Source organism: Sphingomonas taxi, from assembly GCF_000764535.1.
GTDB classification, from domain to species: domain Bacteria; phylum Pseudomonadota; class Alphaproteobacteria; order Sphingomonadales; family Sphingomonadaceae; genus Sphingomonas; species Sphingomonas taxi.
Genome location: NZ_CP009571.1, coordinates 1,429,170 through 1,443,600, shown reverse-complemented (window position 1 = coordinate 1,443,600; position 14,431 = coordinate 1,429,170). Strand labels below are relative to the sequence as shown.

Annotated in this window: 20 protein-coding genes and 1 other RNA gene; 11 read left to right on the top strand and 10 right to left on the bottom strand. The window is 69.4% G+C overall.

All coding sequences use genetic code 11. The features are described from left to right. Window positions 1–45: 45 nt before the first annotated feature. On the top strand, window positions 46–1,119 hold the full coding sequence (locus MC45_RS06445; protein ID WP_052075541.1) for an aldose epimerase family protein: 1,074 nt from the start codon (window positions 46–48) through the stop codon (window positions 1,117–1,119). On the opposite strand, the gene MC45_RS06440 is transcribed toward MC45_RS06445, so the two are convergent. Next, complete coding sequence (locus tag MC45_RS06440; protein WP_038660954.1) at window positions 1,106–2,398, bottom strand: MFS transporter; 1,293 nt, start codon at window positions 2,396–2,398, stop codon at window positions 1,106–1,108. The two genes, MC45_RS06445 and MC45_RS06440, sit on opposite strands and share 14 nt — an antisense overlap. A 313-nt stretch (window positions 2,399–2,711) precedes the next feature. On the opposite strand from MC45_RS06440, the gene MC45_RS06435 reads away from it, so the two are divergent. The 9 genes from MC45_RS06435 (at window position 2,712) to MC45_RS06400 (ending at window position 9,845) form a co-directional block, all read left to right on the top strand. Continuing rightward, complete coding sequence (locus tag MC45_RS06435; RefSeq protein ID WP_038660952.1) at window positions 2,712–5,006, top strand: chemotaxis protein CheA; 2,295 nt, start codon at window positions 2,712–2,714, stop codon at window positions 5,004–5,006. Beyond that, window positions 5,006–5,431: a chemotaxis protein CheW gene (locus tag MC45_RS06430; RefSeq protein WP_038660950.1), complete on the top strand. Its 426-nt coding sequence runs from the start codon at window positions 5,006–5,008 to the stop codon at window positions 5,429–5,431. Before MC45_RS06435 ends, MC45_RS06430 begins: the two co-directional genes overlap by 1 nt. 65 nt (window positions 5,432–5,496) lie before the next feature. Then, window positions 5,497–5,862 carry a response regulator gene (locus MC45_RS06425; protein ID WP_038660946.1) on the top strand — a complete coding sequence of 122 codons (366 nt, stop codon included), beginning with the start codon at window positions 5,497–5,499 and terminating at the stop codon, window positions 5,860–5,862. 17 nt (window positions 5,863–5,879) lie between these two features. Further along, window positions 5,880–6,986, top strand: a complete 1,107-nt coding sequence (cheB, locus tag MC45_RS06420) for a chemotaxis-specific protein-glutamate methyltransferase CheB (RefSeq protein ID WP_052075540.1) — start codon at window positions 5,880–5,882, stop codon at window positions 6,984–6,986. After that, complete coding sequence (locus MC45_RS06415) at window positions 6,983–7,831, top strand: CheR family methyltransferase (RefSeq protein ID WP_081974355.1); 849 nt, start codon at window positions 6,983–6,985, stop codon at window positions 7,829–7,831. Before cheB ends, MC45_RS06415 begins: the two co-directional genes overlap by 4 nt. Before the next feature lie 41 nt (window positions 7,832–7,872). After that, on the top strand, window positions 7,873–8,562 hold the full coding sequence (locus tag MC45_RS06410; RefSeq protein ID WP_038660943.1) for an N-acetylmuramoyl-L-alanine amidase: 690 nt from the start codon (window positions 7,873–7,875) through the stop codon (window positions 8,560–8,562). 11 nt (window positions 8,563–8,573) lie between these two features. Then, window positions 8,574–8,942: RNase P RNA component class A (gene rnpB / locus MC45_RS18670), an RNA gene on the top strand. A 43-nt stretch (window positions 8,943–8,985) separates the two neighbouring features. Beyond that, on the top strand, window positions 8,986–9,525 hold the full coding sequence (locus MC45_RS06405) for a J domain-containing protein (protein ID WP_038666657.1): 540 nt from the start codon (window positions 8,986–8,988) through the stop codon (window positions 9,523–9,525). Beyond that, window positions 9,510–9,845: a hypothetical protein gene (locus MC45_RS06400; protein ID WP_081974354.1), complete on the top strand. Its 336-nt coding sequence runs from the start codon at window positions 9,510–9,512 to the stop codon at window positions 9,843–9,845. The genes MC45_RS06405 and MC45_RS06400 overlap by 16 nt, the downstream gene beginning before the upstream one ends. Here MC45_RS06400 and MC45_RS06395 read toward each other — a convergent pair. The 9 genes from MC45_RS06395 to MC45_RS19515 form a co-directional block, all read right to left on the bottom strand. Continuing rightward, complete coding sequence (locus tag MC45_RS06395) at window positions 9,836–10,240, bottom strand: SufE family protein (protein WP_038660940.1); 405 nt, start codon at window positions 10,238–10,240, stop codon at window positions 9,836–9,838. The genes MC45_RS06400 and MC45_RS06395 overlap by 10 nt on opposite strands. A gap of 123 nt (window positions 10,241–10,363) precedes the next feature. Next, window positions 10,364–10,597 carry a hypothetical protein gene (locus tag MC45_RS06390; protein WP_038660937.1) on the bottom strand — a complete coding sequence of 78 codons (234 nt, stop codon included), beginning with the start codon at window positions 10,595–10,597 and terminating at the stop codon, window positions 10,364–10,366. A gap of 157 nt (window positions 10,598–10,754) precedes the next feature. After that, window positions 10,755–11,033 (bottom strand): hypothetical protein, encoded by a 279-nt coding sequence (locus MC45_RS06385; protein WP_038660933.1) that lies wholly within the window; start codon window positions 11,031–11,033, stop codon window positions 10,755–10,757. A gap of 12 nt (window positions 11,034–11,045) precedes the next feature. Continuing rightward, window positions 11,046–11,309 (bottom strand): hypothetical protein, encoded by a 264-nt coding sequence (locus tag MC45_RS06380; RefSeq protein WP_038660931.1) that lies wholly within the window; start codon window positions 11,307–11,309, stop codon window positions 11,046–11,048. A gap of 15 nt (window positions 11,310–11,324) precedes the next feature. Continuing rightward, complete coding sequence (locus MC45_RS06375) at window positions 11,325–11,633, bottom strand: hypothetical protein (RefSeq protein ID WP_038660928.1); 309 nt, start codon at window positions 11,631–11,633, stop codon at window positions 11,325–11,327. A gap of 44 nt (window positions 11,634–11,677) precedes the next feature. Continuing rightward, the gene (gene pspC, locus MC45_RS06370; RefSeq protein ID WP_038660925.1) at window positions 11,678–12,052 is read right to left on the bottom strand and encodes an envelope stress response membrane protein PspC; all 375 of its coding nucleotides are present in this window, start codon (window positions 12,050–12,052) and stop codon (window positions 11,678–11,680) included. A 1-nt stretch (window position 12,053) separates the two neighbouring features. Beyond that, the gene (gene pspB, locus MC45_RS06365) at window positions 12,054–12,326 is read right to left on the bottom strand and encodes an envelope stress response membrane protein PspB (RefSeq protein WP_038660922.1); all 273 of its coding nucleotides are present in this window, start codon (window positions 12,324–12,326) and stop codon (window positions 12,054–12,056) included. Next, complete coding sequence (pspA, locus tag MC45_RS06360) at window positions 12,322–12,987, bottom strand: phage shock protein PspA (RefSeq protein ID WP_038660919.1); 666 nt, start codon at window positions 12,985–12,987, stop codon at window positions 12,322–12,324. Before pspA ends, pspB begins: the two co-directional genes overlap by 5 nt. A gap of 63 nt (window positions 12,988–13,050) precedes the next feature. Beyond that, window positions 13,051–13,188, bottom strand: a complete 138-nt coding sequence (locus MC45_RS19515) for a hypothetical protein (RefSeq protein WP_169742524.1) — start codon at window positions 13,186–13,188, stop codon at window positions 13,051–13,053. Window positions 13,189–13,362: 174 nt separating this feature from the next. Here MC45_RS19515 and pspF point away from each other — a divergent pair, with 174 nt between their 5' ends. After that, complete coding sequence (gene pspF / locus MC45_RS06350) at window positions 13,363–14,415, top strand: phage shock protein operon transcriptional activator (RefSeq protein ID WP_038666650.1); 1,053 nt, start codon at window positions 13,363–13,365, stop codon at window positions 14,413–14,415. The last annotated feature ends 16 nt before the right edge of the window (window positions 14,416–14,431 follow it).

Sequence of the window (14,431 nt, the reverse complement as noted above, 5' to 3'; positions counted from 1 at the left end):
AAGAAGCTCGCGCCGATGGAAGCACTGCCATAGAACCGGCGGGTGATGCTTCTCCTGCTCCTCGTCGCCGCCACCGCGCCGACCCCGGCCGATCCGACGATCACGCTGCGCAACGGCAAGGGGATGGCGGTCCGCCTGATCCCGCAGGGTGCGATCGTGACCGCGATCGAGGTGCCCGACCGGACCGGCCGCGTCGCCAATGTCGTGCTCGGCTATCCCAGGGCCGCGGATTATCGGACCAAGATCCGCAAGAACGGGTTCGGCGCGACGATCGGGCGCTATGCCGGGCGGATCGCCGGCGCGCGCTTCGCGATCGATGGCCGGCCGGTGAGCCTGGTCGCCAACGACGGCGCCAACGCGCTGCATGGCGGCGGCCCGTTCGGCTTCGACACCGCAGACTGGCGCTTGAGCCGCCGATCGGGCGGCGACCGTGCGACCTTTACGTTGGTCAGTGCCGACGGCTTCCAGAATTTTCCGGGCCGCCTGACGGTGACGGTGCGCTACCGGCTCGCCGCCGACAATGCGCTGCACATCGACTATACCGCGCGCACCACCCGGCCGACCGCGCTCAACATCACCAATCACAGCTATTTCAATCTCGCGGGCGAGGGCAGCGGCAGCGTGTTCGGCCAGTGGCTGCAGCTCAAGGCGGCGCAAGCGATCGTCACCGATGCCGGCGGCATCCCGACCGGCGCGCTGGCGCCGGTCGCCGATACGCCGATGGACTTCCGCTGCCCGCGCCGCATCGGCGAGCGGATCGCCAGCCCGGTGCTCAAGGGTCGCGGCTACAATCACGCCTGGCTGTTCGACAAGCCCGTCGGGACGCTCGCGCCGGTGGCGCGGCTGATCGATCCGGCGTCGGGCCGGACGCTGACGATCGAGACGACCGAGCCGTCGGTGCAGGTCTATACCGGCGGCTATATCGACGGCAGCGACGCCGGCCCGAGCGGCCACGTCTACCAGCCCGGCGACGGCGTCGCGCTGGAGATGCAGCACGTCTCCGACAGTCCGCATCATCCGCAATTCCCGACGACGATCCTGCGACCGGGCCAGACCTATCGGCAGACGACGATCTGGCGGTTCGGGACCGACGGCACCGAATCGCCTAGCTGCCGCTGACCGCCGCCCGCAGTCTCGCGCCGGACGCCGCGCGGTGTCGGCAGGCGAGCGCCAGCGCGACGCACGTCGCCGCCAGCGTCGAAAGCGCCGCGACGATCAGCAGCGACGGCGGCGAGTGCGGATCGGTGAGCGTATCGCGATAGGCGGAGCCGGCGAGGACATGGCCGAGCAGCAGCATCGCTGCCGCCTGCGCCAGCTTCGACACGCAGGTGAAGACGCCGACATAGCCGGTCGCGCCGCCCGCCGCAGCGCGGTGCATCATCGCCGCCCATAGCATCAGCCACAGGCCGCTCGTCCCCGCACCGAAGCCGAGCCCGGCGAGGATCACGCCCGCCGCCGTGGTCCGCAGCGGGCCGAGCAGGATCAGCGCGGCGAGCAGCAACGCCAGCGCCGCCGCGCCCAAGGCGCCGCTGGTCCGCACCCGGCGCCGGCAGGCGAGCCACGCCGGCTGGCTGACGAGCCCGCCGATCCCCGCCCACAGCAGCAGCCCGACACCCCCCGCGGCATAAGCGGCATAATACGGCTCGAGCGCGCGGAACAACGAACTCGCCGCCACCATCACCGTCAACGCGGCGAGGATCGTCGTGAAGCGCAGGGCCGCCCCGTTACCGTCCCCGTCGCGCCGCGCCGGCGGCCCTGCGACCCCGGTGACCGGCGCGCGGGCCAGCCACCAGCCGGTCGCGCAGACCAGCAGCGACAGGGTCGTCGCCCACGCCAGCCACGGCAGATCGGCATGGCCGTGGATCAGCAGCGGCCCGCCGCAGCCACCGACCGCGATGCTCGCAAGCCCCGAGGCGACGTTGCGCCGCGCGAGCAGCGTGCAGCGCCCGTCCTCGTCGAGCGGCGCCAGCGCGACCATCGCATTCTGCGGCACGTCGATGAACGGATAGGCGACGCGGAACCCCAGCAACGTCGCCAGCGCCCACGGCAGCCGCAGTTCCGCCCCGAGCAATGGCGTCGCGCAGAACGACAGGAAGAACAGGCAGGTCGCCGGCGTGGCGCCAAGCTGCAACCGCGCCGCGCCGGCGAGACCGACCATCCGCCCGCGCCAGTGGACCCCCAGAGCCGCATCGACCACGCCGTTGAGCGCGAGCGTCGCGGCCATCACCAGGCTCATCGCCGAAGCGTTCAGGCCACAGGCCTCGGTGAGGAAGAAGCCGAACAGCAAGGTGCTGGCATGCCACAATTGGCTCTTGGCGAAATGCGCGAGCAGATAGGGCGAGACTGCCGCCGCCAGCGCCGATCGCGTCCGGCCATCACAAGCTGGCGTGGTCCCCATCCGCGCAGGATAGCCGGCCTCTGTGTGCCTTTTGTGTAAGCGGCGGCGCATCGCATCGGTCGGGTGAAGCCTGCGCGCGACCTCGGCAAAGTCCGCCAGTGCTCCTGCGAACGCAGGAGCCCAGGGTTCCGTATGCCGTAAGTTGTTGTCCTGCTTGGCCCTGGGTTCCTGCTTTCGCAGGAACACGGTGTTGATCCGCCGACATTACGGACATTCGAATAGGTCCCGCGTCCTCCGCGATACACGCTCCCGACGACTAAACGCCGCCTTAACCTGTCTCCCCCCATGAGCCGTAACGAACTGCCGGGGACCCATGGACGACCTTTTACAGGAATTCATCGCCGAGACCCGCGAGACGCTCGAGGCGCTCTCGGGGGAGATCGTCGCGTGGGAGGCGGCGCCGACCGATCGGGCGCGGCTCGATGCGATCTTCCGCTTCGTCCATACGGTGAAGGGCAGCTGCGGATTTCTCGATCTGCCGCGGCTGGCGCGGCTCAGTCACGCCGCCGAGGACGTGCTCGCCGCGGTGCGCGACGGCAAGCGCGTGCCCGACACGTTGCTGGTCGATGCGGTGCTCGCGATCGTCGATCGCATCGGCGAACTGGTCGAGGCGATCGATTCGGGCACGGCGCTCGACGATTCCAGCGAGGATCTGCTGATCGCCGCGCTCGCCGAGGACGCACGGCCCGTCGCACAGGTTCAGCCCGCCGCGATGGTCCGCGCCAGCAGCCGTTCGGTCCGCCTCAACGTCGACCTGCTCGACCGGATGATGAGCGGTATGTCGGAGATGGTGCTGGCGCGCAACGAACTCGCCCGCCGGCTGCGCGACGAACAGGTCGATCCCCTGGTCGAGGCGGCACTGGAACGGCTGTCGTTGACCGTTTCCGACATGCGCGACACCGTCACGCGCACGCGGATGCAGCGGATCGACGCGCTCTTCTCGGCGCTGCCGCGGATGGTGCGCGATACCGCCGGCGAACTCGGCAAGCAGGTGGCGCTCAGCATCGACGGCGCCGACGTCGAGCTCGACCGCGAAATGATCGAGCTGATGCGCGATCCGCTGGTCCACATCATCCGCAACGCGGTCGATCACGGCATCGAGCGCCCCGCCGAGCGGCGTGCCGCGGGCAAGCCCGATATCGGCCGGCTGTTCGTCTCGGCGCGCCAGTCGGGCAACCAGATCCTGGTCGAGATCGCCGACGACGGCCGTGGCATCGACGTCGACCGGCTCGCCGCCAAGGCGCGGGCGCAGGGGCTGGTCACCGATGCCGCGCTCGCCGGCATGGACGCCGCGGCGCGGCTCGATCTCGTCTTCCACGCCGGCCTGTCGAGCCGCGACACCGTCACCGCCATCTCCGGCCGCGGCGTCGGCATGGACGTGGTGCGCTCCAACATCGAACATATCGGCGGGCGTATCCAGCTCGCCAGCCGGCCGGGGCAGGGGCTGACGATCGTCATCGCGGTGCCGCTGACGCTGTCGATCATGTCGACGATCGTCGTCGGCGTCGGCGACCAGCGCTTCGCGATCGCGCGCCAGTCGGTCGACGAGATCCTGCGCGTGCGCGGCGAATCGGTGCGGATCGACACCGTCGGCGATGCCGAGGTGGCGACGGTCCGCGGCCGGCGGCTGCCTTTGGTGTCGCTCGGCCGGCTGCTCGGCATCGGCGACGGCGGCGAGACGACGCTGGCGATCGTCTCCACCCGCGACGGCGATTACGCGCTGGCGATCGATCACGTCATCGATACCGAGGAACTGGTGGTGAAGCCCGCCGCGCCGGCGGTGATGGCGACCGGCGTCTATGCCGGCCATACGTTGCCCGATTCGGGCCTGCCGATGCTGCTGCTCGACGCATCCGGCATCGCCGCGGTCGCCGGCCTGCGCTTCCTGCACGGCCTCGCCGCCGAGCAGGACGTTGCGGTCGCCGCGGCGGCGCCCGGCGTGCTTGCGCTGATGTTCGAGGATCTCGACGGCCAGCGCCGCGTGCTGCCGCTCGCCGCGATCGACCGCGTCGAGCCGGTCTCGACCGAGACGATCCGTCGTACCGGCGGCCAGTTGCGGCTGGCGATCGGCGGCAGTCTGGTACCGCTCTATTCCGTCGCGCCGATCGGCGATCGCCGCGACGTGCCGGTGCTGCGCCTGACCGATGGCGTCGCCGAGATCGCCTATGCGATCCACGAGCCGGTCGAGATCGTCCAGCTGCCGACCGAGGTTGCGCCCGCGCGCGGTGTCGGGCCGGTCGCCGGGGTGGTGATGATCGATGGCGAGCAGGTCGAATTGCTCGATGCGCATGCGCTGTTCGCCGGTGCGCTGCAACCGCTCGCCGGTGATCGTCTGTGCTGGCTGCAACCCGATGCCGGCGGCTGGATGGAGACGTTCCTGCGGCCGATGCTGGAGGCGCTCGGCTATCGCTGCGTGATGCAGCCGCCGCCGGACGGCCCGGCCGATGTCGCACTCGTCATGGACGACGTCGCGATCGCCCCTGCCGCCGCGCGCAACGTCGTGCGGCTGCGTCAGGAGCGTCACGACGCCGGCGATCCCGCGAGCATCTATCGTTACGACCGGCCGGCGCTGCTCGACGCGCTGGCGCATGCCGTGGGAGGCCGCTGATGGGCTTGTTCCTGATCGCGCAGATCGCCGGCCGCGGCGTCGCCATCGAGACCAGCCAAGTCGATTCGGTGGTCGACATCGCCGAGATCGTCGCGGTGCCCCGTGCGGAGGCCGCGGTGCGCGGGCTGGTCGCGCTGCGCAGCCGGGTGGTCACCGTCATCGACACCGGCACCGCGCTCGGCCTCGATCCGACCCCCGATTCGGCGCGGCGCGCGGTGATCACGCGGATCGACGGCCATCATTATGCGGTTCTGGTCGACGAGCTGGAGGACGTGTCCGTCTTCGATCGCCAGCCGCTGTCGCCCGGCCTCGCGCTCGATCGCGGCTGGGCGCAGGTCGGCGTCGGGCTGGTAGAGCGGGACGGCGAACCGTTGCTGATCGTCGATCTCGCCGCTCTCGTCCCGCAACAGGTGCTGGCCGCTTAACGCGACGCTTACGCTTCGCTGCCATCATGCCAAGCAGCGGTCATCGCTGGTAAAAAGGCTTATCCATGAAGACGTGCCTCGTAGTCGACGATTCGAAGGTGATCCGGAAGGTCGCGCGCCACATTTTGGAGACGCTCGATTTCACCGTGGCGGAGGCGTGCGACGGCCGTGAGGCGCTGGACGCCTGCCTCGCCTCGCCGCCGGACGTAATCCTGCTCGACTGGAACATGCCGGTGATGAGCGGCATGGATTTCCTGCGCGCGCTGCGCGAGGCACCGATCGCCTCGCGCCCCAAGGTGGTGTTCTGCACCACCGAGAACGGCATGGCCTATATCCGCGCCGCGATCGAGGCGGGGGCGGACGAATATGTGATGAAGCCGTTCGACCGCGACACGCTCGAATCGAAGCTCCAGATCGTCGGCATGGCCTGACGGGCGGGAGCCCTGCCATGGCCACCGCCGCCCATCCCCTCCACCAGCCGGACGCCGCAGCGGGCCGCCGCTCGCCCGCGCGCGTGCTCATCGTCGACGATTCGGCGGTCGCGCGTGCGGTGATGGAACGGATCATCGCCGCGACCGACCGCTATGTGGTGGTCGCCAGCGTCAGCACCGCCTCCGCGGCGCTGGCGGTGCTCGCCCGCGAGCGCGTCCAGTTCGTGCTGCTCGACGTGCAGATGCCCGGCGTCGACGGCCTCACCGCCTTGCCCGGCCTGATCGCGGCGGGGCAGGGGGCGAACGTCCTCGTCGTCTCCGGCCAGGCCGCCGAGGGCGCCGCGACCACCGTCCAGGCGCTGGCGCTCGGCGCGACCGATACCGTCTTCAAGCCGGCGAGCGGCGAGCGGCTGGGCCAGTTCGGCGAGATCCTGATCGACAAGCTCGACCGGCTCGCCAGCGTTGCCTGCGCCGGCCGGCCGGCGCCTGCCGTGGTGCCGCTGCGCACCGCCGCCACGCCGGTCCCGCGCGCCGTGCCGGCGGCCGACGAATATGACGTGATGGCGATCGGCGCGTCGACCGGCGGCATCCACGCGCTCAGCGCGCTGCTCGCGCAAATCCCGGCGACCTTTCGCCTGCCGATCCTCATCACCCAGCATCTGCCGGCCTCGTTCATGCCCTATTTCGCCGCGCAGCTCGCGGTGATCGGCAACCGCCCGTGCGAGGTCGCGATCGACCGGTTGCGGCTGCGGCCCGGCCGGATCATCGTCGCGCCCGGCGACGCGCATATGCGCTGCGTGGCGCTCGGCGACGGATCGGCGGCGATCCGCCTGACCCACGATGCCGCCGCGAGCGGCTGCACGCCCTCGGTCGATCCGATGTTCGCCTCGCTGGCCGAGGTCTTCGGCGCGCGCATGCTGGCGGTGGTGTTGAGCGGCATGGGCCGCGACGGCGCCGAGGGCGCACGGCTGGTCCGTCAGGCCGGCGGATGCGTGCTGGTGCAGGACCAGGCGAGTTCGGTGATCTGGGGCATGCCGGGCGCGGTCGCCGACGGCGGCAGCGCCGATGCGGTGCTGCCCCCCGACGCGATCGGCCGCCTCGCCGCGGCGCGGCGGCGGCCATGACCGCCGCGCCGCGCCCCGCCGCTCCGCCCGCAATCTCCCAGGTTGCCCTCAACGTCTTCAGCGCCTTGCTCGAGGCCCGCACCGGCCAGCAGATCGCCAGCTATCGCTCGTGGCGGATCGATACCGCGCTCAAGCCCTTGCTGCGCGAACGCCGGCTCGACACGCTCGACCAGCTCGTCACCTTGCTGCTCGACGGCCAGGATGCGCGGGTCGGCGACCAGATCGTCAATGCGCTGGTCAATCAGGAGACCTCCTTCTTCCGCGACGCGCCGATCTTCGATCTGGTGCTGGAGGCGGTCGCCGCTGCCGAGGCGGCGGGGCGCCGGCCGCGTATCTGGTGTGCCGGCTGTTCGACCGGGCAGGAGCCCTTGTCGCTGGCGATGCTGTTCGCCGAACGGGCGGAGGGCGGCGCGGCGGTGCCCGAGATCGTCGCGACCGACGTGTCGGAGGCGGCGGTCACCCGCGCCCGCGCCGGCCGCTACACGCAATTCGAGATCCAGCGCGGCCTGCCGATCCGGCGGATGGTCCGCTGGTTCTACGCCGACGGCGGCGACTGGGTCGCCAAGCCCGAACTGACCCGGCTGGTGACGGTGCGCCGCCACAATCTCGTCGCCGAACCGCCGCCGCCTGGCGCGTTCGACGTGATCCTGTGCCGCAACGTGCTGCTCTACCTCTCCGTGGCCGCCAAGAGCGAGGTGTTCGCGCGCTTCGCGGCGGCGATCCGGCCGGGCGGCACGCTGGCGCTCGGCGCGGGCGAGACGGTGATCGGCCAGACGAGCGCGTTCGAGCCGAGCCGGGCCCTGCGCGGGCTGTACCAACGCACCGCCGCCCGCGCCGCCGCCTGATCCCCCTTACGCGTCCGTTCGGGCTTCGCTAGGCTGCGCGGATGACAATCCTCGAGACGCCCTCGCCGAACTTCGACGAGCGGTCGCTGCCGATCACCATGATCGTGCTGCATTATACCGGCATGCAGGACGGGCCGTCGGCGCTGGCACGGCTGCGCGATCCCGAGGCGAAGGTATCCGCGCATTATCTGGTCGAGGAGGACGGCACCGTCTGCCGGCTGGTCGACGAGGCGATGCGCGCCTGGCATGCCGGTCGCTCGCATTGGCGCGGCATCACCGACATCAATTCGGCGAGCGTCGGGATCGAGATCGTCAACCCCGGCCACGAATGGGGCTATCGTCCCTTCACCGAGGAGCAGATCGACGCGCTGATCCCGCTGGTCGCGGCGATCAAGGCCCGCCACGGCATCACCCGCGGCAATATCGTCGGCCATTCGGACATCGCACCCGCGCGCAAGCGCGATCCCGGCGAGCTGTTCCCCTGGTATCGCCTCGCCAAGCTGCGGCTCGCGCTGCCGCGGCCGACCCGCAATCTGATGGACCCGATGTGGCCGCAGGGCGGCTTCCTGCTCGCGCTTGAACGCTTCGGCTATGACGTCAGCGATCCGATGGCGGCGATCATGGCGTTCCAGCGCCGCTACCGCCCCGAACTCGTCGATGGCGAGATCGACGCCGAATGCCGCATGATCCTGCTCGCGCTATTGCTTCCCAAACCGCAGGGGGATGAGTAGGGGGTGTCACGTCAGAGGGTCGGGCGGCCGCGGGTATCTCTTGAGATACGCGAGGAAAGTCCGGGCTCCGCGGAACGACGGTGCCGGGTAACGCCCGGCGGGGGCGACCCCAGGGAAAGTGCCACAGAGAGCAGACGGCGCCGGCTTCGGCCACGCCACGGTGAAAGGGTGCGGTAAGAGCGCACCGCGCGCCTGGTAACAGGGGCGGCACGGCAAACCCCACCGGGAGCAAGACCGAATAGGGGCGGCACATGGGCTTCGTTTCAGCTCGTCGCCCGGGTTGGTTGCTTGAGGCGGCGCGCGAGCGTCGTCCTAGAGGAATGGTCGCCTATCCTCCGCAAGGGGGTGGACAGAACCCGGCTTACAGACCCTCTGACATCATGCCCCCGTTGCGCCGCGCCGCCCAAGGCTTATGTGGTCCCGATGGCGCGCAGCACATCTCGTTCGAACGATTGGGGGTTTCCGCGCTGGCGCGGCTATGGCTCGGGCCGCGAGACGACGACGGTGCGCATCTGCGACCGCCACGGCTGCGACGAGCCGGGCAATTGCCCCGCGCCGAAGTCGCCCAACAGCCCGGATCGCTGGTATTTCTGCGCGACGCACGCGGCCGAATACAATCGCGGCTGGAATTATTTCGAGGGGCTTTCGGCGGAAGAGGCGGCGCGTCGCGAGGCGTCGGAAACCAGCGCCGCATCGGGCTATGCCAATGCCAGCCATTATGCCTGGGGCGGTTCGGGCGACGGCAGTCGCTCGCGCGACGAGATGCATGCGCTCGAGGCGCTGGGCCTCGACACCGACGCGGACTTCGATGCGGTGAAGACGGCGTGGCGCAAGCTCGCCAAGGAAAACCATCCGGACATCCGCCCCGGCGACAGCAATGCCGCGGTCCGCTTTCAGGCGGTGCAGGCCGCCTATGAGGTGTTGCGCGCGGCAGAGGAGCGGCGCGAGTGGCGCCCCCGCTGAAGCAGGTCCCCAGCGCCTGGCAGGGCGCGATCCTCGTCTGCGGCAAATGTTCGAAGAAGCTCGACGGCGGTTTCGGCAAGAAGGGGCGCACGCCGCTCGCCAAGCTGCTGCGTAAGATCCTCGGCGTGGGCAAGGGGCGCAAGGCGACACTCGGCGTGGTCGAGACGCGCTGCCTCGGCCTGTGCCCGCGCAATGCGGTGGCGATGATCGACGGTCGCGCGCCCGGCACGTGGCTGGTGGTGCCGAAGGACGCCGATGTCGCCGAACTGACGGCGCGGCTGGCGGCGGGGCCGGCCCCCGCCGCCCGCAATCAGACGTAGCGCGCCGCGGTCTCCCGGATCAGCGCGATCATGTTGGGAATGCCCTGCGTCCGGTTCGAGCTGAGCTGGTTCTTCAGATCGAACGGCGCCAGCTCGCCCTCGATATCCGCGCCGGCGATCGCTGTCGGCGAGCCGTCCTGCACGGTGAGCAGCACCAGCGCGATGATGCCCTTGGTGATCGCGGCGTTGCTGTCGGCGAGGAAGTGGAGCGTGCCGTCGTCGCGCCGCGTCGGATAGACCCAGACCGACGCCGAACAGCCGCGTACCAACGTCGCCTCGGTCTTCAACGCCTCGGGCATCGGCTCCAGCGAGCGGCCGAGATCGATCAACAGGCGATAGCGATCGTCGGGATCGAGGAAGTCGTATTCGTCGCGAATGTCGGCGATGCTGGTCATGCCCTGCGCGGTACAGGCGGGGACGGGGAGGGGCAACCGTCGGGCCGTAAGTCCCGCCTATTCCCTCTTCGTCATCCCCGCCTTCGCGGGGATGACGACGGTGGGTGGGGGGAGGACTTCCCGTTACAGATCCACCCCCGCCGCGATCGCCTCCAGCTTGCGGATGCGCTCCTTCAGATCGGCGATCTCGATCCGCGAGCCAGCGGAGGGGCCGGCCGCGATCGGCGCCTGTGCGTCGAGCTGCTGGTGCTTGAGCGCCAGCCAGCCGCGCCAGCCCGAGAGGCAAGCGGTGACGAGCATCGCCAGCCCGGCCAGCGCCACCAGCGAAAGGGTGAGATAGACGTTGGGATCGGTCATGATCGGCCTCCGTTAGCGGTCGCGCAGCCTTCGATCGCATAAGTGGGGATCGGCGGTGCTGCGGATGTGGGTGATGACGCGCGCCAACATGGGGCGCGTCGGTCGGTCGGTGCCTCGCGCGCGAGGCGGTCGGTATCGTGGTTGCGGGTAGCGTCGGTCAGTTGATCGGCAGGCGCCCGACGTGCGGATCGCGCAGCCCCTCGATCTCCTGCGCCAGATCGGCGCCGCGGTCGGTGACGATGCGTTCGAGCACGCGGACGCGTTCTTCGAGCCGCTCGGTCTGCGCGGCATATTGCGCGGCCTTTTCGGCGACCTTGTCCGCCTCGATCTCCATCCGGCGGTGCTGGAGCGCGAACCACGGCTTGACGAAGACGCCGCCGAAGATCGCGAGCAGGCCGCAGCAGATGCCGAGGATGGGGATCATCATGGGGTTCATCGGTCAGTCCTTTCAGCCGGCGCGCAATTGTTCGATTTCGTGGCCAAGTCGGTGCGCCCGGTCGGTGACGATGCTCTCGACCGTCGCCAGCCGCTCCTGCAGCCGGTCGATCTGGCCGATGCGGCGGGCGTTCTCGGCGTCGAGCAGGTCGATGTTTTGGCGCGCCTCCAGATCGGGGGAGACGGTCGCCTGCCGCACCTTGCGGCGGCCGTACCACTGGATGGCGAGCGTGATCGCCGCGCCGAGGACCATGCAGAAGACGTGATCGGGACCCATGATTCCGGTTCCTTCTTATTTGTCGCGGAGCGCTTCGATCTCGCGGGCGGTACGCTCGGCGGGATCGGTGGCGATGCGTTCGAGGACGGCGATCCGTTCCTCCAGCCGGCTGACCTGCCCGGTCAGCTTGTCGTTCTCGTTGCTGAGCAGCATGATCTTGCGCTCCGCCTCGATATCCTCGGCCCCGGTGGCGCCGCGCCAGCGACGGCGGCTGCGCCGGCTGTCGTCTTCGATCGGGTAGCCATGCTTGGCCTTGACCCAGGTGGTGAAGGCGTGGCGCGCACTGATCGCACCGACGACGCCGACCGGCACCATCCAACCCATGTCCATCGTGATTCTCCCTGAGCCCTGCCGCGCCGAGTCGTTGCTCAGCGCAGGCTGTCGATTTCCTCGGCCAGCCGGCTGTTGCGGCTGGTGTAATGCAGCTCGATGTCGGCGAGCCGGCGGTCGATGTCGCGGAACTTGCTGCGCACCTCGGCGGTGGAGCGTTTGGGATTGGTCCGGACGCCCTGCCAGAATTTGGCGTCTTCCTGTGTCTCGTAGAGGCCGAGCGGCTTCTTCGGCGCCAGCCAGCCCGCCGCGACATAAGCGACGAACACCCAGCCCGAGGTCGCCAGCGTCAGCACGATCATCGCAACCCGGACGAGCGTGATGTCGAAGCCGGTGTAGTCCGCGATCCCGGCACAGACGCCGAGCCACTTGCCTTCTTGCTTGTCGACGTAGAATTTGGTGCGGGCGGACATCTCAGTTCCTCCGGTCGATCTGGTAAGGGGTGGACTGGTGCGGGGCATTGAGGCCCGGCTTGAAGTCCGGATTGTCGGCGGCGACGATCCGCTCGACGGTGTTGAGGCGGTCTTCGAGGCGGCGGGCGAGATTGAACATCTCGTCGAGCAGCTTCTCGTCCTCGTCGGTGATCTTCGGCGCCTGCTTCCACTTGGTGATGTAGTGGAAGATCAGCCACGGCAGGCCGATCAGCGCTAGGAAGATCGCCAGAACTCCTTCGAAGTCCATCTCAATCCTCCTTCTTCATGCGCGCCTTGAGCGCGGCGAGCTCGGCGTCGACCTTGTCGCTGGCGCGCAGCTCGGCGATCTCGTCCTCGAGGCTCTTCGGCGCGCCCAGGCCCAGCGCTTCTGCACGGCCCTCCGCGTCGTCGACGCGGCGTTCGAGGATGTCGAAGCGGCTGAACGCCTCGTGCGTCTTCGGCCCCGAATACATCTCGCGCAGGCGGTAGCGGTTGTTGGCGCTCTCCAGCCGGGTCTGGACGTTCGACTGCTTCGTGCGCGCCTCGGTCAGCTTCTTCTGCAGCTTGGCGATATCCTCTTCCGACGCGCGCAGTGCATCGTCGAGCACCTTGACCTCGATCTTGAGCTGCTCGGCCATGTCGGCGGCCTTCTGCTTCTCGACCAGCGCCGCTTTGGCGAGGTCCTCGCGGTCCTTGCTCAGCGCCAGCTCGGCCTTTTCGGTCCAGCTGTCCTGCAACTGTTCCAGCTTGCTGATATGGCGCCGCATCTCCTTCTGGTCGGCGATCGTGCGCGCCGCGGAGGCGCGGACCTCGACCAGGGTTTCCTCCATTTCGAGGATGATCATCCGGATCATCTTCGCCGGATCTTCGGCCTTTTCCAGCAGGTCGGCGAAGTTGGCGGCGACGATGTCACGGGTGCGGGAGAAAATGCCCATCGGTATCGGTGCTCCTGAATACGGGCCGGGGCGGTTTGGCGTGCGCCCCGGTTTGGAACCGCTTTACGCCGTCTGGCGGGCGGTCGTCACGCTCTGGCTCCCTCCGGTCGCCGGTCCGACCGCGCCAGCGACGCAGGTGGCGCTGAACAGGACGGTGCAGGCGATGGCGGCGAGCTTGCGAGCGATCTCGGACTTGAACATGGAAACCTCCTGAATTCTGAACCTTGTCACCACCGTGTGGCGGTATGCCAGGAGCATTGCAGGGAGCGTGCCAATTCAAGAAATGGCGGATTTGCGTGCTTCGATCGTGTCTTATGTCTGTAAAACACGGATGAACGCTTGCGTAACGTTGGCGTTTTCCGCCAGATGTTGGCGATGGAACGAACGTCGCAAGTCATCGGCCAATCGGGCGCCTTTCTGGACGCGCTGGAACGTGCCAGCCGCGCGGCGGCGCTCGATCGGCCGGTGCTGGTGATCGGCGAGCGCGGCACCGGCAAGGAACTGGTCGCCGAGCGTCTCCACCGCCTGTCGCCGCGCTGGGACCAGCCGCTGGTGGTGATGAACTGCGCTGCGCTCCCCGAGTCGCTGATCGAGGCGGAATTGTTCGGCCATGAGGCGGGCGCCTTCACCGGCGCGACCAAGGCGCGCACCGGCCGCTTCGAGGAGGCGCATCGCGGCACCTTGTTCCTCGACGAACTGGGGACGCTGTCGATGGCGGCGCAGGACCGGTTGTTGCGCGCGGTCGAATATGGCGAGGTGACGCGCATCGGGTCGTCGCGGCCGCTGCGCGTCGATGTCCGCATCGTCGCCGCGACCAACGAGCATCTGCCCGACAAGGTCGATCGCCACGAGTTCCGCGCCGATCTGCTCGACCGGCTCTCGTTCGAGGTGGTGACGCTGCCGCCGCTGCGCGCGCGTTCGGGCGATATCGCGGTGCTCGCCGACCATTTCGGCCGGCGGATGGCGTCGGAGATCGGCTGGGACCGCTGGCCCGGCTTCGGCCCGCGCGCGCTCGACCAGCTCCACAATTACCGCTGGCCCGGCAACGTCCGCGAGCTGCGCAACGTCGTCGAGCGCGCGGTCTATCGCTGGGCGAGCGACGGGCCGGTCGACGGGATCGAGATCGACCCCTTCGCCTCGCCGTTCCGGCCGCAGGGCGGCCCCGGCGGCGGCCCGAGCAAGGCGCCCGCCGCCGACGCGCCCGCACCGAACCGGCAGGAGCCCGAGGACAGTCCGGTCGCCGCCTGCGACGCCGGCCCGTCCGACTTCAAGTCGCGCGTCGCCAGTTTCGAGCGCGAATTGCTCGCCCGTGCGCTCGCCGAGCATCGCTTCAACCAGCGCGCCACCGCCGAGGCGCTCGGCCTCAGCTACGACCAGCTCCGCCACGCGCTGCGGCGACACGAGCTTATCAACGCGACGGGTTCGTGACGCTTGCGTAACGGGG